Consider the following 26,194-nt stretch of genomic DNA (forward strand, 5'->3'; position numbering starts at 1 on the left):
CCCCGCCACACACGGTGTGGCGGGGCCCCTCGGCTTGTGCGTTCGTCCGGCTGTCAGGCGGACTTGCGGCTGTCCCGCGGATGCACGGCAATGTTCATGGCGCCGGAGCGCAGGACCGCCAGCCGTTCGGCCAGCACTTCCTCCAGCTCCTCGCGGGTGCGTCGCTCCATGAGCATGTCCCAGTGCGTTCGCGCAGGCTTGCCCTTCTTCTCTTCGGGCCCGTCCCCGTCCACCAGGAGTGCCATGGCGCCGCACGCCTTGCACTCCCACTCCGGCGGAATCTCTGCCTCAACCGAGAACGGCATCTCAAATCGATGTCCGTTCTGGCATGCGTACTCCACCGCCTGGCGCGGGGCCAGATCGATGCCGCGGTCCGTCTCGTAGCTGGTAACCACGAGGCGCGTACCGCGGAGAGCTCGCTCACTCATGAATCGTGCCTCCCGGGCTTGTCGCCCACAGGACAGGTGTCGCTGTCGTCGTCATCCGGTCAACGTCCGGTCGGCGGTATAGATTCCCGCTCCGGGTCGTGCGTCGCCCGTCGTACCGCCCCTTGTTGTACCCACCAGTGCCCGTTTTGTCACATCTGGCAGCAGATGTCACCCAACGTCTAGACTTCTTTAGCGCGCAGTAACGGTCCGCCTGGCAGGCCAAAGGCGTACACTACCGGCCCTTCGCCGCAACGTCTAAATCCGTTCGGAATTCGTTCGTGGATCCGGACCGGGCAGGGGTGGGACCCGGTCTCAGATCCGCTCCGGTACAGGATTGCCCGCCGCCTCCACCGCGCGCCGCACCGGCACTCGCGCGAGCAGCAGGAACCCCAGTGCGAAGAAGGCCACCAGCGAGATGATCGCGTCCCGGTAGCTGCCCGTCACCTGGTAGGTCAGACCGAACACCAGCGGCCCCACCCAGCTCAGGCCGCGGTCGCTCATCTCGTACGCCGAGAAGTACTCGGCCTCCTTCCCCGCGGGCACCAGGTGCGAGAAGAGCGAGCGCGACAGCGCCTGGCTGCCGCCCAGCACCAGGCCGATCATGGCGGCGAGGGCGAAGAACCACACCGGCGTCCGCGCGGGCAGGAAGTAGCCGACCCCCAGCGTCACCGCCCACGCCGCCAGCGAGCCCAGGATCGTCCGCTTGGCACCGTAGATCCGGGCCAGCCGGCCCATCCCCAGCGCACCGCCGACCGCCAGGACCTGCACCAGCAGCACCGCCCCGATGAGGGTGCCCTGCCCCAGCTCCAGCTCCTCCGAGCCGTAGATGGAGGCCTGGGAGATCACCGTCTGCACGCCGTCGTTGTAGATCAGGTACGCCAGCAGGAACGACAGGGTCAGCGGGTAGCGCCGCATGTCCTTGAAGGTGGCGACCAGCTGCTTCCAGCCGCTGACGGCCGGCGCCGCCCCCGGGTCCCGCACCACCGCCCGGTCCCGCAGCCGGCGCAGCGGGATCAACGCGAAGGCGCCCCACCACAGGCCCGCGGAGGCCAGGCAGATCCGGACGGCCATGCCCTCCGAGACGCCGAAGGCATCGTGGCCCAGATACAGGGCGAGGTTCATGACGAGCATCACGGAGCCGGCGGTGTAGCCGAAGGCCCAGCCGCGCGAGGAGACCGTGTCGCGCTCGTCCGGGGTGGAGATCTGCGGCAGGTAGGCGTTGTAGAGCACCATCGACACCGACAGCGAGGCGTTCGCCACGATCAGCAGGAAGCCGCCCAGCAGGTACCGCTCGCCGCCCAGGAGGAACATCGCGGTCGTCGCCGCGGCCCCCGTGTACGCGGCCACCGCCAGCAGCGGCTTCTTGCGGCCCGTCCGGTCCGCGATCGCACCCGCGAGCGGCATCAGCAGGACCGCCAGGATCACCGACGCCGAGACCGTGTAGGCGAAGAAGGACCCGGCGCGCACCGGTATGCCCAGCGGGTGCACGAACCCCTCGGCGTCCGCGGCCGCCTTGGCCACCGAGGTGAGGTACGGCCCGAGGAACACCGTCAGCACGCTCGCCGAGTACACCGACACGGCGAAGTCGTAGAAGTACCAGCCGCGCTGCTCGCGCTTGCGCGAGGCCGTCGCGGCGGCCTCCTCGGCCGCGGCGGCTCTGCCGTCCTCCGCCCCGGGTTCCGCTTCCTCGGTCCTGCTGCTGTTGTCCGCGCTCACTCGGTGTCCCCCTCGGTGGTCCGCTACCGCGACGGCCGCCGCAGCCGCCGCGGCGGCCGGGAGCGGGTCAGGCCCAGGCGCCGCGCCGGTCCAGCACCGTGCGCAACAAGTCGATGTGGTCGGTCATGATGCCATCGACCCCCAGGTCGAGGAGAGCCTCCATACGTTCCGGTTCGTTCACGGTCCACACGTGGACCTGTAGGCCCCGCTCGTGCGCGGTCCTGACGAAGCGGCGGTCGACCACGCGGATGCCCGCCTGCGTCTCCGGAACCTGCGCGGCCACCGCCCCGACGCGCAGCGCCGCCGGGATCGCGTACGAGCGCAGCCGCAGCCCGACCACCCCGCGCACGCCGTACGAGGTCGCCAGCCGCGGGCCGGCGATCCGCTGGGCGCGGGCCACCCTGCTCTCCGAGAAGGAGCCCACGCAGACGCGGTCCCAGATCCCGGTGCGCGCGATCAGGTTGACCAGCGGGTGCAGCGCCGATTCGGCCTTGACGTCGATGTTCCAGCGGGCGTCCGGGAACTCCTCCAGCAGCTCCTCGAAGAGCGGCAGGGGCTCGGTGCCCCCCACCCGGGCCTCGCGGACCCGCTTCCAGGGCAGCTCGGCGATCCGGCCCCGGCCGTCGGTGACCCGGTCCAGCGTGGAGTCGTGGAAGGCCACGAGCTTGCCGTCGGCCGTGGCGTGCACATCGGTCTCGAAGTACCGGTAGCCCGCCCCGGCGGCCCGGCGGAAGGCCGCGGCGGTGTTCTCCAGCCCGTCCGCGGCACCTCCCCGGTGCGCGAAGGGGATCGGAGCCGGGTGGTCCAGATACGGATGGCGAAGGCGTACGTGCGTCACGGCGGCAGTATGCCCCGCGCCGGCCGGGGCCGGTGGTACGCGAGGTGAACGGGATACGGGCGGGCGCGTACGGCCCTGGTGCCAGTGGACTGACTCGTGGCACGCTGGGCCCCGGAGAGCAATCCAATCCAGGCCTCGGTCGGGGCCAATCAGACGAAAGTGGACCGCACGCATGGCCGAATGGACCTCAGCGGTCGGTGCCGCTCAGCTGGCCCGCCTCATCACCTCGCAGCAGGAGCGGACCTCCGTACCGGGCGGCCGCAGGCCGCCCGCCTACCGCACCCTCGCCGACGGGATCCGGCTGCTCGTCCTGGAGGGCCGCGTCCCGGTCGCCGCCCGGCTCCCGGCCGAGCGGGAGCTGGCCGTAGCCCTGTCCCTCAGCCGCACCACCGTCGCCGCCGCCTACGAGGCCCTGCGCGGCGAGGGCTTCCTCGAATCCCGCCGCGGCGCGGGCAGCTGGACCTCCGTACCGGCCGGCAACCCGCTGCCCGCCCGCGGCCTGGAGCCGCTGCCACCCGAGTCCCTGGGCTCGATGATCGACCTCGGCTGCGCCGCCCTCCCCGCCCCCGAACCGTGGCTGACCAGGGCCGTCCAGGGAGCCCTGGAGGAACTGCCGCCGTACGCGCACACCCACGGGGACTACCCGGCGGGCCTGCCGGCGCTGCGCCGGATGCTCGCCGACCGCTACACCGAGCAGGGCATCCCGACGATGCCCGAGCAGATCATGGTGACCACCGGGGCGATGGGGGCCATCGACGCCATCTGCAGCCTCTTCGCCGGGCGCGGCGAGCGGATCGCCGTCGAGTCCCCCTCCTACGCCAACATCCTCCAGCTCATGCGGGCCGCCGGGGTACGGCTCGTACCGGTCGCCATGGGCGACGGGCTGACGGGCTGGGACATGGACGTCTGGCGGCAGGTCCTGCGCGACTCCGCCCCGCGCCTCGCCTACGTGGTGGCCGACTTCCACAACCCCACTGGGGCCCTCGCCTCCGAGGAGCAGCGCCGCGCGATGGTCGAGGCAGCCCGATCCGCCGGCACCGTCCTCGTCGCCGACGAGACCATGCTCGAACTCCAGCTGGAACCCGACCTGGAGATGCCCCGCCCGGTCTGCTCCTTCGACCCGGCCGGCAGCACCGTGATCACCGTGGGCTCCGCCAGCAAGGCCTTCTGGGCGGGCATGCGGATCGGCTGGGTCCGCGCGGCCCCGGACGTGATCCGCAGCCTGGTCGCGGCCCGCGCCTACGCCGACCTCGGCACGCCGGTGCTGGAACAGCTCGCGGTGAACTGGCTGATGCGGACCGGCGGCTGGCGGGAGGCGGTGGAGATCCGCCGGCAGCAGGCCCGGGACAACCGCGACGCTCTGGTCACGGCGGTCCGGCGGGAGCTCCCGGACTGGGGGTTCGAGGTCCCCGCCGGCGGCCTGACGCTGTGGGCCCGCGCGGGCGGCCTGTCCGGCTCCCGCCTGGCCGAGGTGGGGGAGCGGGTCGGGGTACGGGTCCCCTCGGGGCCGAGGTTCGGCGTGGACGGGGCCTTCGAGGGCTACGTCCGCCTGCCCTTCACGGTGGGCGGCCCGGTGGCCGAGGAGGCCGCCACCCGCCTGGCGGCCGCAGCGGGCCTGGTCGGCAGGGGCGCGGGCGACAGTGGTACGGAACCCCCGCGCACGTTCGTGGCGTAGGCCGGCGGCGCTCGGCAGAGGCGGAGCGGCGCCCCCGGCCCGCCTCACGGCCCCCGGCCAGGGCTGCGGCACTCCCGCCCGGCCGGGGCCCGGCTACGACGGTTCGGGTGCGTCGAGAGCCTTCACCAGGGCCGGCCCGGGCGGAGCCCCCGCCGGTCCCTGCTGCCGCTCCGGCAGGAGCTCCAGCACGGCCTGCCGGTGCGCCGGATGTGTGGCCTCGTCGTAGGGGTCGGGGGTCGCCGGCACCTGGAGCCGGTGCACCGGCCCCGTGCCGAGCCGCGCGTACCCCCGCCCCGGCGGCACCAGGGTCGTGGGCGTGGTGTGCGGCGGCAGCCCCAGCACGTCGGTGATCTGCTGGATCGCGGCGGGCCCGAGCACGATCCGCGCGCGCGTGTGCTGCCACACGGCGTCGTGCAGCAGCTCCAGATGGTCGAACTGCTCGGCCACGACCACCGTGACGTGCGCGGGCCGCCCGTGCCGCAGCGGCACCTGGAGGTGGCTCATGGGGTCCGGCCCGCCCTCGGCCACCGCCAGGTGCGCGAGCACGCTCGGCTGGTCCAGCAGGATCCACAGCGGGCGCCGGGTGTCCTCCGGCGCCGGCCGGCCGGCTTCGCGCGCCCGGTGCGCGGCGATGAGCCGGCGCTCGGTCTCCTGCGCGGCCCATTCGAGGGTGGCCACCGCGCCGACCGGCCCGCACTCGACGGCGAGGACGCCGGCCCGGCCGTACAGGCAGGCGAACTCGCCGCTGCCGCCGCCGTCGACGATCAGGACGTCGCCGCCGTGCCGCAGGGCCTGCAGGGCGAGGGAGCGGATCAGGGTGGAGGTGCCGCTGCCGGGATGGCCGACGGCGAGCAGGTGGGGTTCGGTGGAGCGGGGGCCGGTGCGCCAGATGACCGGCGGGACGTCGCGGGGCTGCTCGCCCTCCAGCACGGGCAGGGTGCGCTGCACGCTTGCGGAGTCGGTGAAGCCGAGCACGCTCTCGCCGGGGGAGGTGACGAACGGCTGGGCGGCGATGCCCGTCGGCAGCGCCGCCAGCACGCTCAGGTCGAGCTGGTTGCCCTCCTCGTCCCAGTCGAAGAGATACTCCCGTCCGCGCCCGGACTTGGCGTGCAGCAGTGCCTCGATCCGGGCCCGTGAGGCGGCCTCGCCGTCGGTGAAGTAGGCCGGGTAGCGGATGTGGAGCCGGGTGAGCCGGCCCGCCTCGTCGAACTCGTAGCCGCTGAAGGCCTTGTCCCACTCCCCGCCGTGCGCGAAGAGCGGACTGGGGTCCTCCGGGATGGAGAAGTACGGCACGAGGGCTTCGTAGAGGGAGCCGAGCCGTTCGGCCTCGGCATCGCTGGGCCCGGTCCTCGCCGGGGTGCGGTCGCGCCCGTGCCAGGCCGCCGCCGCCATGAGGGTCATCAGGGCGAGGAGCGGACCGTAGGGGACGAGTGCGACCACGAGGACGCAGGCGGCGCCCAGGAACAGGGCGGGACCCCGCTTGTCCTTGGGGGTCTCGCACCACCTGCGCCGCCCGGACGCGGCCAGGACGCGCAGGCCGCGTCCGATGACGAGGAGCGGATGGAGGACGTCCGTGGCACTGTCGGCGGCCGTGCGAGCGAAGTCGCGGCCCCGGGCCAGCGACGCGGTGCCGCTGCTGAGGATGCGGGGAAGTGGGCGCCGGGCCACGGGCGTCTCCTGGAGTTGTGGTCGTGAGCGGTGTTTCGGGTGTGGCTGGAGTGCCTGCTCGGGGGGCGGCTAGAGCTTGATCCCGCCGAGCAGGCTCGCGAGGCTCGCGGTGCTCGCCGTGATGCTCGGGGCGATGGCGGAGCCGGCGAGGAAGAAGCCGAAGAGCGAGCAGACGAACGCGTGCGTCAGCTTCATCCCGTCCTTCTTGAAGAACAGGAAGCAGATGATGCCGAGCAGGACCACGCCTGAAATGGACAGGACCATGAGGAGTTCTCCTGGTTGGTGGGGACAGTCACCATCAGTTGTTCCAGGCTCACAGGAAGTATCAATGCGAAAAAAGGTGCATACGGGTGAATCGGCGGGTTTTTCACTTGACCGGCTCAGCCCGGCTGGCGCGTCCGCCGGACCGCGCCCCGGGGTGATCCACCCCTCGGACCGGCCCGGACTCGCGCAGGCCAGGGCGCTACCCTGACGGTTCACCCGTACGGACGCAGTGCCGTGCACCCCCCTGCCCGCGCGGCCTGGGGAAGCTTCATGCCAGCAGCGAGTGAAAGGCGGTACGCACGATGGGCGAGCACCCCGAAGGCACCTCTCCGGAAGGCCCCGACGAGGACGTCATCGAGCTGGCGACCAAGATTTTCGACCTCGCCCGCCAGGGTGAGAGCGCCCGGCTCGCCGCCTACCTCGACGCCGGGGTCCCGGCGAACCTCACCAATGACCGCGGCGACACCCTCGTCATGCTCGCGGCCTACCACGGCCACGCCGACACCGTCACCGCCCTGCTGGCCCGCGGCGCCGAGGCCGACCGTGCCAACGACCGCGGCCAGACCCCGCTCGCCGGCGCGGTCTTCAAGGGTGAGGAGGCGGTGATCCGCGCGCTGCTCGCCGGAGGGGCCGACCCGCATGCCGGAACCCCCTCTGCCGTGGACACGGCGCGCATGTTCGCCAAGGCCGACCTGCTGGAACTCTTCGGAGCCGAGTAGTCCGCTTTTTGCCGGGCTGCGACCGGCTCCCAGCTCACAGGTTGGTCACGGCGGCCGTAAATGTGGTCGCGGCGCACAAACCGGCTGGGTCATCATGGCGTCGGATTCGATTCGCGAGCACGGGGGACGGGCAGACGGCCAGGACACGCACAGTGTCCGGGCCCGGTCCGGCCACCCCTTGGTCACGAACCACCGACGAGAGTGAGAAGGCAATGGTCAACATCGAGCGGAACAAGACGGCGGACATCCTCACATGCTGTTACGCGGCCCTGTGAATCCCGATTCCCGGTTGCGTCCCCAGCTTGATTTGAGGCCATTCCCATGTTCGAACCAGTCATAGCGCCGAGCGGTACCCTGCTCGGCCTCCTCCAGCGGGGCCGTGGCGACGGCACGCTGCACGCACTCGCGGCGCCCAGGGCGGAGGCCCTCGCGGCCCTCAACCAGTGCGTGCTCCGTGATCCGCGCCAGGACTGGCAGGTCGAGAACCGCTCGCTGTACTACGCCAGGCTCTACCTGGACCTCGACGGCCCCCTCGGCGAGATCGAGAGCCACCTCTTCAGCGCCGACGACCTCGTCGACGACACGGACCACCGCACGGGCCTCGCCCTGTCCGTCCTGGGCCACCTGGCCTCGTACGGCCGCGACGACGCGCTCATGCTGCTGCGCCGCTACGCCGCGTCCGGAGCCAACTGGGCCTGGGCCCTCGACGAGCTCGCCCTGCGCGACGACGACGAGGGACTGCGGTCGCTGGCCGCACCCGTCCTCGCCCGCTTCCCCGCCACGGCCGAGGGCGAGGCGCGGCTGGCCGCCGCCGTACGCGACGCCTACGAGCCCCGGCCGTGGTGCCTGTGGGAGGAGTCACCGCTGTACGGGGAGCGCCTGAGCGCCGCCCGCCGCCAGGGCTCCTTCGACCGCTGGCAGCGCCAGCTGACCCCGAGCGGCCCCCGGCCCGGCTGGGGCGTCCAGGCCGTCTTCGACTGGGCCGCCGACGGCCTGCGCCGCGGCACCCCGCTGCACGTGCCCGCCGCCCGATGCCTGGCCGCCGTGGCCCAGCCCGAGGACCGCTCCGCGATCCTCGCCGCCGCCGCCGGCGCCGACGGCGAGGCCGCCCGCGCCACCGCCCTGCACCACCTGGTCCTCGCCGAACCGGACAACCCGGCCGTGCTGGACCTCATCGAAGCCGCCGCCGACGAGCCCGCCGTGGCCGCGTACGAGCGCATGTGCGGCCCCGAGGCCGTCGAGCGGGCCCGACGCTGGGTCCACCGCCCCGACGCCCTCGGCGAGGCCGCCGCGGCCCTCCTGGCCGCCCGCGGCGGAGCAGAGGACGCACCCCTGGTCCTGAGCGCGCTGCGCTCCACCGTCCGCGGTTCGGGCCCCGACACCCGGCGGCTGTTCGCCCTGGTCGACGGAGCGGGCCGGCTCGCCATCGGCTGCGCGGCGCCCGTACTGCGCCACGTCTACCGCGAGACGTCCTCGTCCCACCTGCGCGGCCGCGCCGCACGGGCCCTCGCCAGCACCGACCCCTCCTTCGCGGCCGGCTTCGCCGTCGAATGCCTCTGGGACTGCGAGGAGACCACCCGCGAGGTCGCCGCCCGGCACGCCGAGACGGCCGACGCCCGAGTGGCCCCCCGCCTGCGCCGCCTGGCCGCGGACCCGGCGGAGGAGGAGGACGTGCAGTCCGCCGTCCGCAGCCGCATCACCCCGGAGTCGGCCGTGTAGCGCCGCCGGTCCGCACCACGACACGCCTCGGCCCGGCCCCCGACAAGAGGGGCCGGGCCGAGTGCTGTGACGGCGTGCGGCAGCGGAACGCGATCAGGGCGAAATGGGGGCCGGTGCGCCGGTGGGGACCGATACGCCGGGGGGCAGGGTGGGGGGCCCCAACCGCTGCGCCTCTTCGGCGGCTTCCCGGAAGTCGACCGAGCAATACGGGACGTGTTCGTCCCGCAGGATTCCGAAGGCGAGTCCTTGCCTCCCCTCCCACCACGGCTGGTAGTACGTCCACGTCAACACGAGTGTGCGTCCCGGGGGGACCGCCTTCGGGTTGACCTTGAGGGTGTGTCCGTCATCGCCGCGCGACAGACCGGCCGCGGGATCGTCCTGCGGGCCGCGGACCCAGCCCTTGATCGCCGTGCACTGGCGTTCCGGCAGCAGCTGCGGGACCGCGAAGGCCCGGACCCCCAGTTCCTTCAACCGGTCGGCCAGAGCCGGGAGCTGCGCCTGCCGGGGCGGAGCGAACCGCAGCGACCCGTCCGGCTCCCTCGTGATCTCGGGCGCGTCCGAGGCCGAACGGCTCGGCGTGCCGGCCGGGAGGGACCCGGTGTGGGTGCTGCCCGTGAGGGTCATGACGGCGACCACGGTGGCCGTGGCGACGCCCACCGCGAGCGGTATGCCGTACCGCCGAGCGAAAGACCGGGCCGGGGGCGTAGGCACGACCTCCGGGAGGCGGGCCAGGAGGGCCGCCTTCAGGCGGTCCTCGAAACCGCTGGGCCGGGTGCTCATCGGGCTGCCTCCAGTCGGTGTTCGGTGACGGAGCCCGAGGCTCCACGCAGGGCACGGCGCGCCCGGTGCAGGCGTACGCGGATCGTCGCCTGGGTGACGCCGAGAGCCTGCGCGGCCTCGGCCGGGGTGAGTTCGTCCACGACGACCAGGTCGAGCGCGGCGCGCAGCGGCTCGGACAGGGCGGCGTGGCGCTCGGCCATGTCCCTGAAGGCCCGCTGGGCGTCGATCCGCTCCTCCAGCGCCGCCACGTCCTCGTCGTCGAGGAGGCGGCGGCCGCTCAACCGCGCCAGGGCGCCGCTCTCGCGGGCTCGTCCGCGGGCGTGCCCCGAGAGGACGTTGCGGGCTATGCCGAACAACCAGGCGACCGGGGCTCCCCTGTGACCCCGGTAGGCGCCGGCCGATCCCATCGCCGCGAGGAAGATGTCCGCCGTCAGGTCCGCCGCCAGGTGCGGGTCGGCGACCCGGCGGGTGACGAAGCCGAGCACGGCGTCGATGTGTTCCTCGTAGAACGCCCCGAATCCCTCGGGCGTGGTGAGATCCGGTGGTCCGGTCTCGTGTCGTGGGCTGCGCACCCGTTCCTCCCCTGAGCCGGGGGCCGGATTCGCCCCCCTCATCCAGTACTTGGCCGAAGCCCCCTCGAACGTTTCATCGGGCTCTCACGAACCTCACCGTGATCCCCGGCCGGGCCTGCGCGGCCGCGTCCAGCGCCGGACCCGCCGGGACCACCCCGACCACCGGGTACCCGCCGGTCACCGGGTGGTCGGCCAGGAACACCACCGGCAGGCCGTCCGGGGGCACCTGGACCGCGCCCAGCACCATGCCCTCGCTCGGCAGCTCCCCGGCCCGGGCGCGGACCAGTGCCGGTCCGCCCTCCGTACGCAGCCCGATCCGGTTGGAACGCGGCGACACCCGGAACGCTGAGCGCCACAGCCCGGCGAGGGACGCTGCCGTGAACCAGTCCTCCCGAGGCCCGAGCCGCAGCGGCAGCAGCAGCTCCGACGGCGCCGCGGGCAGCCCGTACGCGTCCGCCGCAGGCACCGGGCCGGGCCCCGCGGGGCCCACCGGCAGCGCCGTACCGGCCGACAGGACCGGCGGCCCGAGGCCCGACAGCAGGTCCGTGGAGCGACTGCCCAGGACCGGCGGGACGGCCAGGCCTCCCCGCACCGCGACGTAGCCGCGCACTCCCGACTCCGCCCGGCCCACCTCCAGCTCCGCCCCCGCCGGCAGCCGGACCGGCGCTCCCCAGGCCACCGGGCGCCCGCAGACCCGTACCGGACAGGGCGCGCCCGTGACCGCCACTACCGCCGCAGCCCGGGCCCGCAGCGACACCCCGTCCAGGGTCGTCTCCAGCGCCGCCGCGCCCGGCGGATTGCCGACCAGCCGGTTCGCCAGCGCGTACGCCGCCGTGTCCAGCGCCCCCGACCGGGGGACCCCCAGGTGCGCGTACCCGGGACGGCCCCGGTCCTGGACCGTGGTCAGCGCCCCCGCCCGCACCACCAGCAGCTCAGCCACGCCCGTCCCCCTGCGTGAACCGCACCCGGACCCCCGGCGCGAACAGCGCCGCCGGTTCCCGCCCGGCGTCCCAGAGCACCGCGTCGGTGGAGCCGATCAGCTGCCAGCCGCCGGGGGAGGAGCGCGGGTACACCCCGGCGTACTCGCCCGCCAACGCCAGCGAACCCGCCGGGACGGCCGTACGCGGCGTGTCCCGGCGCGGCACGTGCAGACGCTCCGGCAGCCCCGTCAGATAGCCGAAGCCCGGAGCGAACCCGCAGAAGGCCACCCTGAATTCGGTCGCGGCGACGATGCCCGGCACCTCCCCGGGCGCCACCCCCCACAGCCGGGCCACCTCCGCCAGGTCCGGCCCGTCGTAGCGCACCGGGACCGTGACCAGCGGGCCCTCCTCGCGGGCGAGCGGCGCCACCTCCCAGCGCGCGATCCGGGCCCCGAGCCCGGCCGGATCCCGTACGCCGTCCAGCAGTACGGTCCGCGCCGCGGGCACGAGGTCCCGTACGGGACCCAGCGCGCCCGCGTCCCGGCGGCGCAGCAGCTCGGCGTGGAGCGCGGCGACCTCGTCGGCCGAGTCCAGTTCGATGAGCAGCGCCTGCGCGCCCACCACCAGCGTCCTCACGTGAAGGCCTCCACCCGCACCCCGGCCGTGCCCAGCGCCTCCCGGACGCGCAGGGCGAGCCCGGCCGCCCCCGGGGTGTCCCCGTGCAGGCAGAGCGAGCGCGCGGCGACGGGGACCGCGGAGCCGTCGGCGGCCTCGACCCGGCCCCCGGCCGCCATCCCCACGGCCCGCGCCACCACCGCGTCCGGGTCGTGCAGCACCGAACCGGGCTCGGTGCGCGGCACCAGCGTCCCGGCCGGGGTGTAGGCGCGGTCGGCGAACGCCTCCGCCACGGGAGTCAGCCCCGCCTCCTCGGCGGCGGCCAGCAGGAGCGAGCCGGGCAGCCCCAGGACGGGCAGGCCGCCGGTCGTCCCGGCGCCCGCCGCCAGCCGGACGCCCGCGACGACCGCGGCGGCCTGGCCGGCGTCGTGCACCGTCCGGTTGTAGAGGGCGCCGTGCGGTTTCACGTAGGACACCCGGGAGCCGGCCGCCCGCGCGAACACCTCCAGCGCGCCGATCTGGTAGGCCACCTCGTCGGCGAGCTCGCCGGGCGGCACGTCCATGGCGCGCCGGCCGAAGCCCGCCAGGTCCCGGTAGGAGACCTGGGCGCCGATCCGCACACCCCGCTCGGCGGCCAGTTCGCAGACCCGGCGCATGATGGACGGGTCCCCGGCGTGGAAGCCGCAGGCGACGTTGGCGCTCGTGACGACGGAGAGCAGGGCCTCGTCGTCGGTGAGCGTCCACCGCCCGAACCCCTCGCCGAGATCGGCGTTGAGGTCGATCACCGGAGGGGATGCGATCATGGAAGCCATGCGCCGAGCGTAGAGCAGGGAGCCGGGGACGATCCGGCCGAACCATGCCGTTTGGGATGTTGTCAGCAACAGGACCTAGTCTTTGTCCGTGACTCTCCCTGCCCCGGCGAAGACCCTTCCGTCCCCGGCGCCGGGCCCGGCCGCCGACGAGGGCCTGGCCCGGCGGCTGCGCGCCCTCGCCTGCACCGCCCCGCTGCACGACCTCGACGTACGCAAGGCCAATCTGGCGGGCGAGTACGGGATCTACGCGATGGCGGAGGTCGCGCTCGCCGCGATCGACCTGGTCACGCTCAACATGGACTTCGACACGGGCGCCGACCACGAGCAGATAGTGGCCAGGCTGCTGCCGCGCGTCGCGGCCCAGGCCCCGTCACGGCCGGCGGCCGAGCACGAGCGGGTGGCCCGCTGGGTGCTGGAGAACCTGATCAACGTCGGCAGCGTGGACCGCGGCTTCCGCGCGATCTACGGCACCTTCGGCCCCGACGGCGTCTATGTGCGCCGCGACTACGACTTCAAGCTGGTCGAAGAGGTCCCCTACGGCGGCGCGGTCTACCTGCGCACCACCGACGAGGCCGTCAACGTCCTGGTCGGCGCCCTCGACACCGACGTCACCAGCGCCCAGATCGCCGCCGAGGTCAAGCTGGAGGTGCTGATCAGCCGCGGGCGGCTGGCCGACGCCCAGCTCGCCGCGGAACAGGCCCGCTACCGGACCGTGCAGTACGCGGAGACCCTGCGCCGGACCCTGGACGCCACCCGGCGCAACGTCCGGGCGGTGGACTGGCTCCAGGCCGTCCCGGACATGATCGCCGAGGCCCTCGACCACGTCGCCGACCGCTACCGCCACGAGAACGCGATCCTGACCAACATCCGCAAGGCGCGCGACGAGGCCGAGGAGCCGGAGAACAAGCGCCGCGCCGCCGAGCTCGTCGACATCGTCAAGGACTGCATCCGCCGCCACACCCAGCTGCAGTCCCGGCTGCTGGACGCGGGCCCGCTCTTCCGCGCCGAGCAGGACCGCCAGGCCTTCGCGGCCCCGGCGCCGCGCACCGGCATCGACCTCTACGGCCAGCTCGTCGCCCCCATCCTGCCGCTGCCCGTGGAGCAGGCGCGCCGGGTCACCGACGCCTTCTTCGCCGCCGGCGCGGGGCTGCGCACCCCCGTCTCGGTGCGGGTCGCCGACCTCGTCGAGATCCTGCTCACCCCGCCGGTCGAGCGCGAGCACCTCGGCGCGGAGATGCCGGAGCCGGACCTGATCGCCACCCCGGACGACAGCCGCTTCAGCGAGGAGCAGCTCGCCGCCGCGATGCAGCTCCTGGACCTGCCGCACGACGCCCCCCGCCGGCTGTCCGGACTCCTCGCGGAAGCCCGCCGCAGCGATGCCGACCTGCCGTACCTGGTGGCGCTGCTGGCGGTCCACGCCGCGAGCCCGGCCGTCGGCACCGCGTACCGCCAGGGCGAGGAGCGGCTGCTCTTCGCCGTGGACGACGGCACGCAGCTCGAGGACCCCGAGTTCGGCGGCGCCGACCTCATCGTCGGCACCGCCCTCCTGGACGCCGCCGGCATGGCCGCCGACCGCGCGGAGGCCTCATGACCTGCCGTGCTCCCGTAGCGTCCGGCGCCGCCCGGCCCGCGGCCACACGGGCGTTGGGTCCGGCCTCTTCGGTGGCGCATCCGGCCTCGCCGCGGTGGCTCGCGGCCTCGCGGGGGTCGGGTCCGGCCTCTTCGGTGGCGCATCCGGCCTCGACGCTGCCCAACCCGGCCTTGCCGGCGTTGGAGGCGCGGGGTCCGGTGCGGCGCCCCGGGAATCCCGGCTCCGCCGGGCACCCGACGCTGCCCGGTCCCTTCCCCGGCCACCACCGCGCACTGCACCCCGACCCTGCCCGCACGCCGGCGCAGCCGAACCGCATCCCCCGTACGACCCGAACGACCCGTACGACCCGTACGACCCGTACGACCCGTACGACCCGCACCGCCGAGGAGACGCACCCGTGAGCGACCACCACGCCGAGCACCCCGCGTGGAGCGAGCCCGACACCTCGCCGGCCACCGTCGCGCCCGCCGCCGCGGGGTCCGTGACCCCGGCGGACGCCGCCGACGCGGCCCGGCTCGTCGCGTTCGGGCTCCAGCCCAAGCTGGCCCCCGCCCGAGACGCCGAGTACGCCGAACTGCTCCGCCGCTACCGCGAGGACCCCGCCTTCGGACGCCTCGCCGACGCCGTCGCGACCGGCCTCGGCCTCGTCGTGCTGGAGGTGTCCCCGCGCGCCGGCATGGCCGTGGCCGCCGACGAGGACTCCGTCTTCGCAGTCCGGATGGGCGACTACGCCCGCCGCACCGCCGCGGACTCCGCCGACCGGTTCCTGCACGGCCTCGCCCACCTCGCCGTCGCCGCCCTCGCCTTCCCGCGTCCCGAGGACCTCGCCGACGACGGCTACATCGGGCGCGTCACCGTCAACGGCGTCGACGCCTTCGTCCGCCAGACCTGCCGCCGCCTGGAGGAGCGCGCCGAGGAACTCGGCGAGAACACCGACCCCGCCTCCGACGCCCCCGGCCTGGAGGCCGCCTGGCGCGTCTACGCCCGCCGCAGCGCGACCGGCGCCACCAAGGACGCCCGCCGCCTCGCCGGCTCCACCACCGGCATCGTCGGCAAGGCCGCCGCCTTCCTCACCGACTCCGGCTTCCTCCAGCGCACCGGGGACGAGGCCGGCGGCACCTACCGCACCACCCCCCGCTACCAGCTCCAGGTCCGCGACATGGCGGGCAGCTCGGCCATGGCCGAGCTCCTGGACCTGGGCGTGGTCCCCGTCAGCGACGGCTCCGCCACCCTCCTGCCGCCGCCCGAGGGCGACGACCTGGAGCTGGCCGCCGACGCCGGGCTGCCCTTCCACGCCTGAGTCCCGATCCCCGTAGCCCCTGCCTCACCCAGACACCACGAGAGTCCGCCGCCATGTACGAGCTGTCCCGGATCCGCCTCTACTCCATCGGGCCCGCCGGCGCACGCTACGCCGACACCGTGCTCGACCTGCGCGGAGTCGGCGAGCCGGTGCCCCACCCGGCGCCGGCACAGGCGGAGTTCTTCGAGGAGGAGCCGACCGGGCCGCCGCGCCGCCCCGCACCCGCCGGCGTGCTCTTCCTGGAGAACGGCGGCGGCAAGTCCGTCCTCCTCAAGCTGATCTTCTCGGTGATGCTCCCCGGCCACCGCAACACCCTCGGCGGCGCCAGCTCCGGCGTGCTGCGCAAGTTCCTGCTCGCCGACGACTGCGGCCACGTGGCCCTGGAGTGGCAGCACACCCAGACCGGCGAGTGCGTGGTCGTCGGCAAGGTCAGCGAATGGCGCGGCCGCCAGGTCTCCAACGACCCCCGCAAGTTCGCCGAGGCCTGGTACTCCTTCCGCCCCGGCCCCGGCCTGAGCCTCGACAGCCTGCCCGTGGCCGAGTCCACCGCCGTGCGCCCGCCCGTCGAGGGCGCCTCCGGCGCCCAGGGCCGGCGCCGCACCATGAAGGGCTTCCGCGACGCGCTCACCGAGGCGGGCAAGGCCTACCCGCACCTCGAGGTCTGCTTCGAGGAGATCCACGACCGCTGGAACGAGCACCTCACCGAGCTCGGCCTCGACCCCGAACTCTTCCGCTACCAGCGCGAGATGAACGCCGACGAGGGCGAGGCGGCCGGCCTCTTCGCGGTCAAGAAGGACTCCGACTTCACCGACCTGCTGCTGCGCGCCGTCACCGACACCCGCGACACCGACGGCCTCGCCGACCTCGTCCACGGCTTCGGCAACAAGCTCGGCCGCCGCGCCGAGCTCATGGCCGAACGCGACTTCACCGCCGGCTCCGTCGACCTCCTCACCAAGATCGTCGAAGCCGCCGCGACCCGCTCGCGGCTGCGCGACGTCCACGCGGGCGCCGAGCGCCGCACCCGCACCCTCGCCCGCAGGCTGTCCGCCCGCGCCGCCGAGGAGCGGGGCCGGGCCGCCGACCTCGCGCAGCGCGTCACCGCCGCCGCCCACGACGTCACCGCGGCCGAGTCCGCCCGCGCCCGCAGCGCGGCCGTCTCCGCCGAACTCGCCTACCGGCACGCCTCCCTGGCCCTGACCGTCGCCGACAAGGCCGCCGCCGCGCAGCGCCGCGAACTGCTCGACGCCCGCACGCTGCACTCCGCCTGGCAGGCCGCCGAGACCGTGCTGCGCCACCGCGCCGCCGCCGACCGCTCCGCCCGGGTCGCCGCAGCGATCCGGGAGGCCGAACGGGACGCCGCCCCGGCGCTCGCCGCCCGCGCCACGGCCGCCGGTGAGCTCGTACGGGCCCTGCACACCGCCGCCGAGGAGGGCGAACGCCTCGCCAACGAGGAGGAGGAGCGCTCCGCCGCCCTCCAGGCCGCCGGCGAGGACTCCCACCGCGACGCCACCGCCGCCGCCACCGCCGCCCAGCGGGCCCGCAGCGAGGCCGAACACCTCCGGGCCAGGCTCAGCGAAGTCCAGCAGGAGACCGCCGAGGCCGTCCGCGCCGGCTGGCTCGACGACTCCGCGCCCGACGCCGACCCGGCGCGCGCAGCCCTCGCCGCCGCCGACGCCGAGAAGGCCGCCGTGGCCGCCTGGGACGAGTCCCGCGAGGCCGCCCGGGCCGCAGCCGAGGCCGCCCGGGAGGCCGCCGCCGCGGAATCCCGGGCCGAGCTGACCGCCGCCCGCGCCGCGGACGCCGCCGAGGCCGCCGCAGCCGCCCACGACGCCGAGCACCGCGCCGCCGCCTCCCTCGCGGCGTCCCCCCGCCTCGCCGAGCTCCTCGGGCTGCCCTCGGCCGCGGACGCCGCGGACGTGTCCCTCCCCTCGCCCCGCACGGGCGACGGCACCCCCGGCCCGGCCGTCGCGGGCCCGGGTGGCCCCGGCGGCCCGCACGGCGAGACGCCGGGCGCCGCACGCGCCGCCCTGGCCACCGCCGTGGGCCTGCTCACCGCCGAAGACCTCGACCGGGGCGCCGACGACCTGCGCGAACTGCTGGCCGAAGGCGTCGCCTCGGCCGAACGCCAGCTGTTCGAGCTGCGCACCGCCGCCGCCGACGACGCCCGCATCCTCGGCGCGCTCGGCGACGGCGGCCTGCTGCCGCCCGGCCCCGACGTCCTCGCCACCGTCGAGTACCTCGGCGAACACGGCATCCCCGCACTGCCGGGTTGGCGCTACCTCGCCCAGGCCGTGGACCCCGCCGACCACGCCGCCGTCCTCGCGGCCCGCCCCGAACTCGTCGACGGCGTCGTCATCACCGACCCCGACACCCACGGCCGGGCCCGCGAGGTCCTCTCCGGCGCCGCCCTGCTGCCCCGCTCCACCGTCGCCGTCGGTACGGCCGCGGCCCTGCTCGCCCCCGTACCCCCGGCCGGACCGGACGACGCCGTCTCAGGCATCTTCATCGTCACGCCGAACCCGGCCATGCACGACGAGCACGCCGCCGACGAGGAACGCCAGGCCCTGCGCACCCGCGCCGGCGCCCGCGACACCGAGATCTGCGACCTGGCCGCCCGCCTCGCAGGCGACCGCGAGCTGTCCGCACGGCTCGCCTCCTGGCGCGCCGGCTGCCCGGCCGGCCGCCTCACCGAGCTCGCCGAACAGGCCGCCGCCGCCCGGATGTTCGCCGAGGAGACCGACGCCGAGCTCGCGGAGGCCCGTACCGTACGCGCCGAGGCCGACGAGGCCGCCGCCGACGCCGCCCGCGTCCGCGACGAACGCCAGGACACCGCCCAGCGCGCCCGCCGCGCCGCCGACGCCCTCGCCGGCCTCGCCTTCCGCCTGCGCGAGCGCGCCGGCTGGCAGGCCCGCGTACGCGAACTCGCCGACGAGGCCGCCGAGTCCGAGGCCCGCGCCGAGGTCTGCCTCGACCGGGCCCGCGCCGCCGACGAGGACCGCCGCGCCGCCCAGCGCGCCGCCGACGACGCCCGCCGCACCGCCCGGGCCCTGCGCGCCGAGCGTGCCGAGATCGCCGGCGCCCCCGACCAACTGCCCGACGGGCCGGACGGGCCGCGCGTCCCCCTGCCCGACCTGCGCGAGGCCTACCGCGCCGCGTCCCAGCTCTACGAGAAGGTCGGCGTCGGCGCCGACCTGCGCGCCGAACAGGCCCGCGCCGAGAGCGACGAGAGCGCCGCCCTCGCCGAACTCGACCGCCTCACCAACAAGGTCCGCACCCGCGCCGCGCAACTCCTGGAGGGCACCGACGGCGCGGACGGCCCGTCCCGCCAGGCCGCGGCCGCCCGCGCCGAGTCCCTCGTGCAGATGCTGGAGACGCGGGCGTCGGCCGCCAGCGAGCAGCTCGGCCGACTGCGCGGCGAGGCCGAACGGCACGCCCCCGCCGAAGGCGAGGCGCACACCGAACTCCCCGAGGAACTGGTCCCCGGGGACGTCGAGCAGGCGCAGGCCCTGCTGCGCACGGCCACCGCCCAGCTCGCCGCCCACACCGCGGCCGTCGAGGGGGCCCGCGCCGCCCACGCCGACCTGTTGCGCGCCCACCGCGCCGCCGAGGACGGCGCCGGCGGCTTCGACGAGACCGCGGCGCTGCTGCGGGACCTGCTGCGCGACCACACCCACCAGGACGACGAGCAGGAGCCGGCGGCCCACCCCGGCACGCTGGAGGAGGCCCGCCAGTCGGCCACCGAGGCCCGCCGCTCCCTGCGCGGCTGCGCCGCCGACCTGTCGGCCGCCGAGTCCGCGGTGCGCGAGGCGAGCGACATCCTGGTCCGGCACGCCAACGCCACCCGCTACGAGCAGGTACGCACCCCCGCGCGCCAGCAGATCCGCGAACTGCCCGCCTCCGCCCTGCCCGAGCACGCGGCGGCCTGGGCGGCCGCCTTCGCGCCCCGGCTGCGCGTCCTCACCGACGAACTGGCGCAGCTGGAGCGCAACCGCGACAGCATCGTCGACCGGCTGCGCGGCCTCGTCGAATCCGCCCTGGCGACCCTCCGCTCCGCGCAGCGCCTCTCCCAGCTGCCCGAAGGCCTCGGCGAATGGTCCGGGCAGGAGTTCCTGCGGATCCGCTTCGAGGAGCCCGACCAGGCCACCCTGACGGAACGGCTGGGCGAGGTCATCGACGAGGCGACCCGAACGGCCGTGAAGAAGAACAGCAGCGCCTCCTTCGGCGAGGGCCGCCGCGACGGCATGTCCCTGCTGCTGAGGGGCGTGCAGGCGGCCCTCGAACCCAAGGGGATCTCCGTGGAGATCCTCAAGCCGGACGCGGTGCTGCGCGCCGAAAGGGTGCCGGTGGGGCAGATGGGCGACGTGTTCTCCGGCGGGCAGCTGCTGACCGCCGCGATCGCGCTGTACTGCACGATGGCGGCGCTGCGCAGCAACGACCGGGGCCGCGACAAGCACCGGCACGCGGGCACGCTGTTCCTCGACAACCCGATCGGCCGTGCCAACGCCACCTACCTGCTGGAGCTCCAGCGGGCCGTCTCGGACGCGCTCGGCGTGCAGCTGCTCTACACGACGGGACTGTTCGACACGACCGCCCTGGCCGAGTTCCCGCTGGTCATCCGCCTGCGCAACGACGCGGACCTGCGGGCGGGCCTGAAGTACATCAGCGTCGAGGAACACCTGCGCCCGGGCCTGCCGCAGCAGTCCCCGGAGGGGGAGGCCATCCACGGCGAGATCACGGCCACCCGGATGTTCCGCCGCGGCGCCGCCGCGCCGACCGCCTGAGGCGCCCGCACGCGGCCCCCGCAGGGCCGGGGCGCCGCCCGCCCGTGCGCGTGCCCCGCGTGCCTGTGCCGCCGCCGGCCCGGGGCCCCTCCCGGCGCGGCCCCGCCTGCGGCCGCCACGGGCCCGTGGACCCCGGCGTCGATCCGCCGCCGGTGCCCACGGCCCCACTCGGCCCGGCGCCACCCCAACGGCCTGCGCCCGGCCGCCCGGCCGTCTGCGCGGCCGGGGCCGCGCCGGCGCTCTGCGCCCGGGCCGGGGCCGCCCGGTCCGTGTGCGTCCCGGCCGGAGCCGTCGGGGCCGTGTACGCGCGGGCCGTCTGCGCCCGGCCCGGGGCCGTCCGGACTGTGTGCGCCCGGCCCGGGACCGCTCCGGCCGTCTGCGTTCGGCCCGTCTGCGTTCCGGCGGCCGGGGCCGTTCCGGCCGCGGCTCGTTCGCCCGGGGCCGTCCGGACCGTGTGAGCCCGGGCCGGGGCCGTCTGCGTACGGGCCGTGTGCGTTCCGGCCGGGGCCGTTCGGGCCGGGGGGCGTACGGGCTGTGGAACGTCCGCTCAGCGCTGCCCGAACCCCGCCAGGGGCCCGTCCTCGCGGGCTATTCGGGCCGGGCCGGCGAGCTTGCGCGCCGCCCGCGCCGCCTTGGCGGCCCGGCGCGCCTCGCGGCGGCGCAGCCGCGCGGTACTGCTCGGCTCGGACACGACCCCGTACCGCTGGTTCCACGTCTGCCGGGTGATCCACACGTCCAGCACGGCCCAGGTGGCCATGACGGTCGCCGCGACCGCGCCGAGCACCATCGGGAACGCCAGCCAGGAGCCGGTCAGGCTCAGGAAGAACGTGATCGTCGCCTGCGTCAGGGTCACGGCCACGACCAGCACCGCTCGCACCGCCGAGACCCGCACCGGATCCGGCATCCGGCGCCGCCGCGCCGGCTCCTCCACCCACAGGCCGCGCCTCGCCGCTCCGGCGCCGCCGCCCTCGTCACTGCTCATGGTCCGCTTCACTCCCCACCGCGGTCCGCCTCGCCTACCCCGACACGTCTACCCCGACATGTCCCTCGTACTGACAGACGTCCGGCGGCACCGGGAGATTCCCGAATCCCGGATGCCGTCCCAGGCGCCTAAGATCGCGGAACGAACAATTCCAGCCATCCATCAGGGTGCAGGAACTGACGCCCCACCAAGTGTCATCTGCCACATATCGGGCCGCTCTTGACCGGAAGTATCGGACAACTGGTGATCTTCACACGGGGGTCAGGCCGAAAACGTCCGGACACGCCTTCGAACCTACTCCCCAGCAGTAGTAGGCTCACGCCGTTTAAATGACGGAACACCGACCCCCGGCAACGGGGTTGACCTGGGGGAGGCTGGGGAGGCCATGCGCTTTCGCGGGAAATCCATCCGCCGGAAGATCGTGGCGTTGCTCCTTGTGCCGCTCGTCTCCCTGACCGCCCTCTGGGGCTTCGCCACGGTCATCACAGGCCGTCAGGCCATCCAACTCTTCGACGTGGCCTACGTCATCGACAAGGTCGGCTACCCGATCGAGGACGTCGCCCGCGTCATCCAGAAGGAGCGGCGCCAGACCCTCGTCGTCCTCGGAGACCCCCGGGCCGCCACCGCCACCGCCGAACTCGCCAAGCGCCGCGCCGAGACCGACCAGGCCGTCGAGAAGATCAGCGTCAGCGCCCGCGACCCGAAGGTCGTCGACGAGCTCAGCCCGCAGAGCGCCCAGCGCCTGCGCTCGATCGTCACCGCGTTCCACGGCATCGGCTCCATGCGCCGCTCCGTCGACCAGAACGCCCTCGACCCCGGCCAGGCCCTCGAGCTCTACAACCGGCTGGTCGACCCCTGCTACGACTTCCTCATGAACCTCCACGGCCTGGACAACGTCGAGGTCGACAAGGAGGGCCGAGCCCTCGTCGGCATCAGCCGCGCCCGAGAGCTCCTCTCCCGCGAGGACGCCGTGATCGCCTCGGCCCTCGCCGCGCGCAACATCACCGCGGGCGACGTCCGCCGCGTCTCCGACTTCGCCGCCAACCGCACGCTGCTCTACGAGTTCAACCTCGTCACCCTCCCCGCCGGCGACCGGGAGATCTTCGAGCAGTACTGGAAGGACCCCCAGACCCACCCGCTGCGCGACGCGGAGGAGCGCTTCATCTCCGGCGGCGCCGTCAACAAGCCGCGCAACCTCACCGCCGCCCAGTGGGACGAGGCCTCCTCCAAGGTCCTCGACGACCTGGCGGGCATGAACACCGAAGCCGGCGACCGCTACCAGCGGCGCATCGAGCCCGTGGCCACCGACGTCATGATCCAGGCCGCCGGCGCCGGCATCCTCGGCTTCCTCGCCCTGATCGTGTCCCTCGTCCTCTCCGTGCGCATCGGCCGCGACCTGGTCCGCGACCTCTCCCGCCTGCGCAAGGAGGCCCACGAGGCCTCCGGCGTCCGCCTGCCCAGCGTCATGCGCCGACTCGCCGCCGGCGAACACGTGGACGTCGAGACCGAGGCGCCCCACCTCGAATACGAGAAGGACGAGGTCGGCCAGGTAGGCCAGGCCCTCAACACCCTCCAGCGCGCGGCCGTCGAGGCCGCCGTCAAGCAGGCCGACCTGCGGCGCGGCGTCTCCGAGGTGTTCGTCAACCTCGCCCGCCGCAACCAGGTGCTGCTGCACCGCCAGCTGACCCTCCTCGACACGATGGAGCGCCGCACGGAGGACACCGAGGAGCTCGCCGACCTCTTCCGCCTCGACCACATGACCACCCGCATGCGCCGCCACGCCGAGGGCCTGGTGATCCTCTCCGGAGCCGCCCCCTCCCGCCAGTGGCGCAAGCCCGTCCAGCTCATGGACGTCGTACGGGCCGCCGTCGCCGAGGTCGAGGACTACGAGCGGATAGAGGTACGCCGTCTCACCCGCCTCGGCATCGTCGGCCCGGCCGTCGCCGACGTCACCCACCTCATCGCCGAACTCCTGGAGAACGCCACGGTGTTCTCCCCGCCGCACACCGCGGTCCAGGTGCACGGCGAGCGCGTGGCCAACGGCTTCACCCTCGAGATCCACGACCGGGGCCTCGGCATGACCCCGGAGGCGCTGCTCGACGCGAACCTCCGGCTCGCCGAGACCCCCGAGTTCGAACTCTCCGACACCGACCGGCTCGGCCTGTTCGTCGTCAGCCGCCTCGCGCAGCGCCACAGCGTCAAGGTCGTCCTCCAGCCCAGCCCGTACGGGGGCACCACCGCGGTGGTCTTCCTCCCCTCGGCCCTGCTCACCGACGCCCCCGAGACCAGCGGCAGCGGCGTACGCCTCGACGGCCCCCGGCCCGGCAAGTCCGGCAGCAGGGCCGCGAAGGCCGGCCAGATCGGCAGGACCCACTCCGAGCGGCCCCTGACCTCCACCGCGGAGCGGGCGACCGCCGGCCGTCCGCTGCCCACCGCGGAACTGCGCGGCCCGGTCGAGCTGGAGGCCCCGCTCGTCGGCCGCGGCCTGGACGGCCTGGACGTCCTCGACGACCCCGTCGCACTGGACGGCGGCCCGGCCGCCGCCGGCCGTCCCGGCGGCGCCCGCCCGGCCATGGCGACCCTCGACGACGAGACCCCGCCGAACGGCACCCCGCGCAGCGCCCTGCTCGGCCTGCGCCCGGCGGACCGGCCGCACACCGACCGGCACGCCGAACGCAACGGCGCCCGCGGCGGCGACCGCGACCGCGAGCCGACGGCCCCCACCGGACCGGTCCGGCTGGACACCCAGCGCCTGGAGGCCCCCCGCCCCGACGGCCCCCGCTCCCAGGGAGCCGTACCGCTGCCGCGCCGCCGTCCCACCCCGACCCTGGTCGCCGAACACGGCCGCCGGGTGGATCCCCGCCCGGTCTCCGTGGTCCCGCAGCAGGCACCCACGGCCGGATCCGACGCCACGGAGATCGCCGTCGGCCCGGACACCGGCGGGCTGCCCCGCCGCATCCGCCAGGCCAGCCTGGCACCGCAGCTCAAGAAGTCCGCGTCGTCCGCGCCCGCCGAAGCCGCCCCCGACCAGGTGGCAGACCGTGACGCGGAGGACGTACGCACGCGCATGTCCGCACTCCAGCGTGGCTGGACGGCGGGCCGCAACCGGCACGCACAGCAGCAGTCCGAGACCGAGGCGGGCGCAACCCCCGCCGGCGGTCCCGCGAACGAGAACGAAGGGGACGGTCGATGACCGCACCGCAGACCGGCAACGACAGCAGGGGCCGCGGCTCCGGCCCGCTCAACTGGCTCCTCGACGAGCTCGTCGACCGGGTCGGGTCCATCCGCAAGGCGGTGGTCCTCTCCGGCGACGGCCTGCCCACGGGCAGCTCCAAGGACCTGACCCGGGAGGACAGCGAGCACCTGGCGGCGGTCGCCTCCGGGTTCCACAGCCTGGCCAAGGGCGTCGGCCGGCACTTCGAATCCGGCCGGGTCCGCCAGACCGTGGTCGAGCTCGACGAGGCCTTCCTCTTCGTCATGGCCGCGGGCGACGGCAGCTGCCTGGCCGTGCTCGCCGACGCCGACTCCGACGTCGGGCAGGTCGCGTACGAGATGACGCTGATGGTCAAGCGGGTGGGGGACCACCTGGCGACGGCCCCACGCACCGGGCTGCCAGCCGGAGGGTGAGTCGGAAGGCATGAGCGACCCAGGCCAGGACCATCTCGCCGACGCTCCCGTCGGCATGCCCTTCGACCCGTCCGCCTTAGACCACGCGCACTGGTTCGACGACGACGCGGGTCCCGTCGTACGCCCCTACGCCATGACCCGCGGCCGGACCAGCCACGCGGGCCAGCACCGCCTCGACCTGATCGCCCTCGTCGTCGCCGAACCGGCGGCCGACGATCCGGTCTGGGACATGACCCTCTCCCCGGAACACGCCCACATCCTCGGGCTGTGCCGGGGCCGACCCCAGTCGGTCGCCGAACTCGCGGCCGACCTCGACCTCGCGGTCGGGGTCGTGCGCGTCCTCATCGGCGACCTGGTCGATGAGGAACTGGTCCACGTGACCAGGCCGGTACCCCCGGCAGAACTGCCCGATGAATCCATTCTGCGTGAGGTGATCGATGGCCTTCGGGCGCTTTAGCCGCACCGGTGCCATGCACGCGGTGTCGCCGGTCGAGCCGCTGACCTTGAAGATCCTGGTCGCGGGAGGCTTCGGGGTGGGCAAGACCACCCTGGTCAGCGCGGTCAGCGAGATCAGACCGCTCCGGACCGAGGAACGGCTCTCCGAGCCCGGCGTCGGCGTCGACGACACCGGGGGAGTGGAGGGCAAGAGCACCACCACCGTGGCCATGGACTTCGGGCGCATCACGCTCCGCGAGGACCTGGTGCTGTACCTGTTCGGCACGCCCGGACAGGACCGCTTCTGGTTCCTGTGGGACGAGCTGGCCCAGGGATCACTGGGCGCGGTCGTCCTCGCGGACACCCGCCGCCTGGCCGACTGCTTCGCGGCCATCGACTACTTCGAGCGGCGTGCCATCCCGTTCGTGGTCGCGGTCAACTGCTTCGACGGAGCGGACCGCCACCCCGTGGTGACCGTACGGACGGCACTCGACCTCGACCCCGGGGTGCCGGTGCTGCTGTGCGACGCACGGGACCGGGAGTCCGTGAAGGACGTGCTGGTGGGGGTCGTGGAACACGCGATGTCCCTGGCCCGCGAGCGGCGCCGGAGCCTGTCCGCGGGAGCCTGACCAGCGGGCGAACGCACGGGCGCGGCCCGTACCCCCGCCGACTGGGGTACGGGCCGCAGCTCTCACGGGGGGTGCGCGGTCCCGGTCGCGACGCGGGACTGTGGAGCGAGTGTGAACCTGCCG

General features: G+C 74.7%; 22 protein-coding genes. 11 read left to right on the plus strand and 11 right to left on the minus strand.

The window, feature by feature from the left end:
- Positions 1-53: 53 nt before the first annotated feature.
- The 3 genes from AVW11_RS26325 to AVW11_RS26335 all read right to left on the minus strand — a co-directional run bounded on the left by AVW11_RS26325 (position 54) and on the right by AVW11_RS26335 (position 2,982).
- On the minus strand, positions 54-428 hold the full coding sequence (locus AVW11_RS26325) for an RNA polymerase-binding protein RbpA (RefSeq protein ID WP_007262928.1): 375 nt from the start codon (positions 426-428) through the stop codon (positions 54-56).
- A gap of 312 nt (positions 429-740) precedes the next feature.
- The gene (locus AVW11_RS26330; RefSeq protein ID WP_076046228.1) at positions 741-2,144 is read right to left on the minus strand and encodes an MFS transporter; all 1,404 of its coding nucleotides are present in this window, start codon (positions 2,142-2,144) and stop codon (positions 741-743) included.
- Positions 2,145-2,211: 67 nt separating this feature from the next.
- A complete protein-coding gene (locus AVW11_RS26335; protein ID WP_030851563.1) occupies positions 2,212-2,982 on the minus strand; it encodes a glycerophosphodiester phosphodiesterase family protein in 771 nt (256 codons plus the stop codon).
- Between the two features lie 172 nt (positions 2,983-3,154).
- Here AVW11_RS26335 and AVW11_RS26340 point away from each other — a divergent pair, with 172 nt between their 5' ends.
- Positions 3,155-4,657, plus strand: a complete 1,503-nt coding sequence (locus tag AVW11_RS26340) for an SCO1417 family PLP biosynthesis transcription factor (RefSeq protein WP_076046230.1) — start codon at positions 3,155-3,157, stop codon at positions 4,655-4,657.
- 93 nt (positions 4,658-4,750) lie between these two features.
- On the opposite strand, the gene AVW11_RS26345 is transcribed toward AVW11_RS26340, so the two are convergent.
- Both AVW11_RS26345 and AVW11_RS26350 read right to left on the minus strand, forming a co-directional pair.
- The gene (locus tag AVW11_RS26345) at positions 4,751-6,325 is read right to left on the minus strand and encodes an ATP-binding protein (RefSeq protein WP_076046232.1); all 1,575 of its coding nucleotides are present in this window, start codon (positions 6,323-6,325) and stop codon (positions 4,751-4,753) included.
- 69 nt (positions 6,326-6,394) lie between these two features.
- Positions 6,395-6,589 (minus strand): hypothetical protein, encoded by a 195-nt coding sequence (locus AVW11_RS26350; RefSeq protein WP_030031218.1) that lies wholly within the window; start codon positions 6,587-6,589, stop codon positions 6,395-6,397.
- A 302-nt stretch (positions 6,590-6,891) separates the two neighbouring features.
- Here AVW11_RS26350 and AVW11_RS26355 point away from each other — a divergent pair, with 302 nt between their 5' ends.
- On the plus strand, positions 6,892-7,308 hold the full coding sequence (locus tag AVW11_RS26355) for an ankyrin repeat domain-containing protein (RefSeq protein ID WP_060180627.1): 417 nt from the start codon (positions 6,892-6,894) through the stop codon (positions 7,306-7,308).
- A 321-nt stretch (positions 7,309-7,629) separates the two neighbouring features.
- On the plus strand, positions 7,630-9,027 hold the full coding sequence (locus AVW11_RS26360; protein ID WP_060180626.1) for a hypothetical protein: 1,398 nt from the start codon (positions 7,630-7,632) through the stop codon (positions 9,025-9,027).
- A gap of 93 nt (positions 9,028-9,120) precedes the next feature.
- Here AVW11_RS26360 and AVW11_RS26365 read toward each other — a convergent pair whose 3' ends face one another.
- The 5 genes from AVW11_RS26365 to AVW11_RS26385 form a co-directional block, all read right to left on the minus strand.
- Entirely contained in the window at positions 9,121-9,807 is a 687-nt protein-coding gene (locus tag AVW11_RS26365) for a hypothetical protein (protein WP_076046233.1), read from the minus strand.
- Positions 9,804-10,379 (minus strand): RNA polymerase sigma factor, encoded by a 576-nt coding sequence (locus AVW11_RS26370; protein ID WP_076046235.1) that lies wholly within the window; start codon positions 10,377-10,379, stop codon positions 9,804-9,806. The genes AVW11_RS26365 and AVW11_RS26370 overlap by 4 nt, the downstream gene beginning before the upstream one ends.
- A gap of 73 nt (positions 10,380-10,452) precedes the next feature.
- Positions 10,453-11,319 carry a 5-oxoprolinase subunit C family protein gene (locus AVW11_RS26375; RefSeq protein ID WP_076046237.1) on the minus strand — a complete coding sequence of 289 codons (867 nt, stop codon included), beginning with the start codon at positions 11,317-11,319 and terminating at the stop codon, positions 10,453-10,455.
- The gene (locus tag AVW11_RS26380) at positions 11,312-11,935 is read right to left on the minus strand and encodes a 5-oxoprolinase subunit B family protein (protein ID WP_060180622.1); all 624 of its coding nucleotides are present in this window, start codon (positions 11,933-11,935) and stop codon (positions 11,312-11,314) included. The genes AVW11_RS26375 and AVW11_RS26380 overlap by 8 nt, the downstream gene beginning before the upstream one ends.
- The gene (locus tag AVW11_RS26385; RefSeq protein ID WP_030851539.1) at positions 11,932-12,699 is read right to left on the minus strand and encodes a LamB/YcsF family protein; all 768 of its coding nucleotides are present in this window, start codon (positions 12,697-12,699) and stop codon (positions 11,932-11,934) included. The genes AVW11_RS26380 and AVW11_RS26385 overlap by 4 nt, the downstream gene beginning before the upstream one ends.
- A gap of 115 nt (positions 12,700-12,814) precedes the next feature.
- Here AVW11_RS26385 and AVW11_RS26390 point away from each other — a divergent pair, with 115 nt between their 5' ends.
- The 4 genes from AVW11_RS26390 (at position 12,815) to AVW11_RS26400 (ending at position 20,398) form a co-directional block, all read left to right on the plus strand.
- Positions 12,815-14,317: a hypothetical protein gene (locus AVW11_RS26390; protein WP_240528265.1), complete on the plus strand. Its 1,503-nt coding sequence runs from the start codon at positions 12,815-12,817 to the stop codon at positions 14,315-14,317.
- A 197-nt stretch (positions 14,318-14,514) separates the two neighbouring features.
- On the plus strand, positions 14,515-14,718 hold the full coding sequence (locus AVW11_RS37210) for a hypothetical protein (RefSeq protein ID WP_143568906.1): 204 nt from the start codon (positions 14,515-14,517) through the stop codon (positions 14,716-14,718).
- Positions 14,715-15,617 carry a hypothetical protein gene (locus AVW11_RS26395; RefSeq protein ID WP_060180619.1) on the plus strand — a complete coding sequence of 301 codons (903 nt, stop codon included), beginning with the start codon at positions 14,715-14,717 and terminating at the stop codon, positions 15,615-15,617. Before AVW11_RS37210 ends, AVW11_RS26395 begins: the two co-directional genes overlap by 4 nt.
- 53 nt (positions 15,618-15,670) lie before the next feature.
- Complete coding sequence (locus AVW11_RS26400; protein ID WP_076046241.1) at positions 15,671-20,398, plus strand: hypothetical protein; 4,728 nt, start codon at positions 15,671-15,673, stop codon at positions 20,396-20,398.
- 547 nt (positions 20,399-20,945) lie between these two features.
- On the opposite strand, the gene AVW11_RS26405 is transcribed toward AVW11_RS26400, so the two are convergent.
- Positions 20,946-21,380, minus strand: a complete 435-nt coding sequence (locus tag AVW11_RS26405) for a hypothetical protein (protein ID WP_051700571.1) — start codon at positions 21,378-21,380, stop codon at positions 20,946-20,948.
- A 421-nt stretch (positions 21,381-21,801) separates the two neighbouring features.
- Here AVW11_RS26405 and AVW11_RS26410 point away from each other — a divergent pair, with 421 nt between their 5' ends.
- From AVW11_RS26410 to AVW11_RS26425, 4 genes are read left to right on the plus strand one after another with little or no spacing between them, the layout of a single operon-like run.
- Positions 21,802-24,573, plus strand: a complete 2,772-nt coding sequence (locus tag AVW11_RS26410; RefSeq protein ID WP_234362390.1) for a sensor histidine kinase — start codon at positions 21,802-21,804, stop codon at positions 24,571-24,573.
- Positions 24,570-25,007: a roadblock/LC7 domain-containing protein gene (locus AVW11_RS26415; protein ID WP_030851524.1), complete on the plus strand. Its 438-nt coding sequence runs from the start codon at positions 24,570-24,572 to the stop codon at positions 25,005-25,007. Before AVW11_RS26410 ends, AVW11_RS26415 begins: the two co-directional genes overlap by 4 nt.
- Before the next feature lie 55 nt (positions 25,008-25,062).
- A complete protein-coding gene (locus tag AVW11_RS26420) occupies positions 25,063-25,464 on the plus strand; it encodes a DUF742 domain-containing protein (protein WP_060180647.1) in 402 nt (133 codons plus the stop codon).
- A complete protein-coding gene (locus AVW11_RS26425; RefSeq protein WP_030016310.1) occupies positions 25,445-26,071 on the plus strand; it encodes a GTP-binding protein in 627 nt (208 codons plus the stop codon). Before AVW11_RS26420 ends, AVW11_RS26425 begins: the two co-directional genes overlap by 20 nt.
- Positions 26,072-26,194: the final 123 nt, after the last annotated feature.

Origin of the sequence: Streptomyces amritsarensis (assembly GCF_001953875.1) — a bacterium.
Classification (GTDB): domain Bacteria; phylum Actinomycetota; class Actinomycetes; order Streptomycetales; family Streptomycetaceae; genus Streptomyces; species Streptomyces amritsarensis.

What these genes read in the sequence shown, in the direction of transcription:
- AVW11_RS26325 (WP_007262928.1), bottom strand. Translation starts at nt 428, where the DNA reads ATGAGTGAGCGAGCTCTCCGCGGTACGCGCCTCGTGGTTACCAGCTAC.
- AVW11_RS26340 (WP_076046230.1), top strand. Translation starts at nt 3,155, where the DNA reads ATGGCCGAATGGACCTCAGCGGTCGGTGCCGCTCAGCTGGCCCGCCTC.
- AVW11_RS26350 (WP_030031218.1), bottom strand. Translation starts at nt 6,589, where the DNA reads ATGGTCCTGTCCATTTCAGGCGTGGTCCTGCTCGGCATCATCTGCTTC.
- AVW11_RS26355 (WP_060180627.1), top strand. Translation starts at nt 6,892, where the DNA reads ATGGGCGAGCACCCCGAAGGCACCTCTCCGGAAGGCCCCGACGAGGAC.
- AVW11_RS26360 (WP_060180626.1), top strand. Translation starts at nt 7,630, where the DNA reads ATGTTCGAACCAGTCATAGCGCCGAGCGGTACCCTGCTCGGCCTCCTC.
- AVW11_RS26365 (WP_076046233.1), bottom strand. Translation starts at nt 9,807, where the DNA reads ATGAGCACCCGGCCCAGCGGTTTCGAGGACCGCCTGAAGGCGGCCCTC.
- AVW11_RS26400 (WP_076046241.1), top strand. Translation starts at nt 15,671, where the DNA reads ATGTACGAGCTGTCCCGGATCCGCCTCTACTCCATCGGGCCCGCCGGC.
- AVW11_RS26405 (WP_051700571.1), bottom strand. Translation starts at nt 21,380, where the DNA reads ATGAGCAGTGACGAGGGCGGCGGCGCCGGAGCGGCGAGGCGCGGCCTG.
- AVW11_RS26415 (WP_030851524.1), top strand. Translation starts at nt 24,570, where the DNA reads ATGACCGCACCGCAGACCGGCAACGACAGCAGGGGCCGCGGCTCCGGC.
- AVW11_RS26420 (WP_060180647.1), top strand. Translation starts at nt 25,063, where the DNA reads ATGCCCTTCGACCCGTCCGCCTTAGACCACGCGCACTGGTTCGACGAC.
- AVW11_RS26425 (WP_030016310.1), top strand. Translation starts at nt 25,445, where the DNA reads ATGGCCTTCGGGCGCTTTAGCCGCACCGGTGCCATGCACGCGGTGTCG.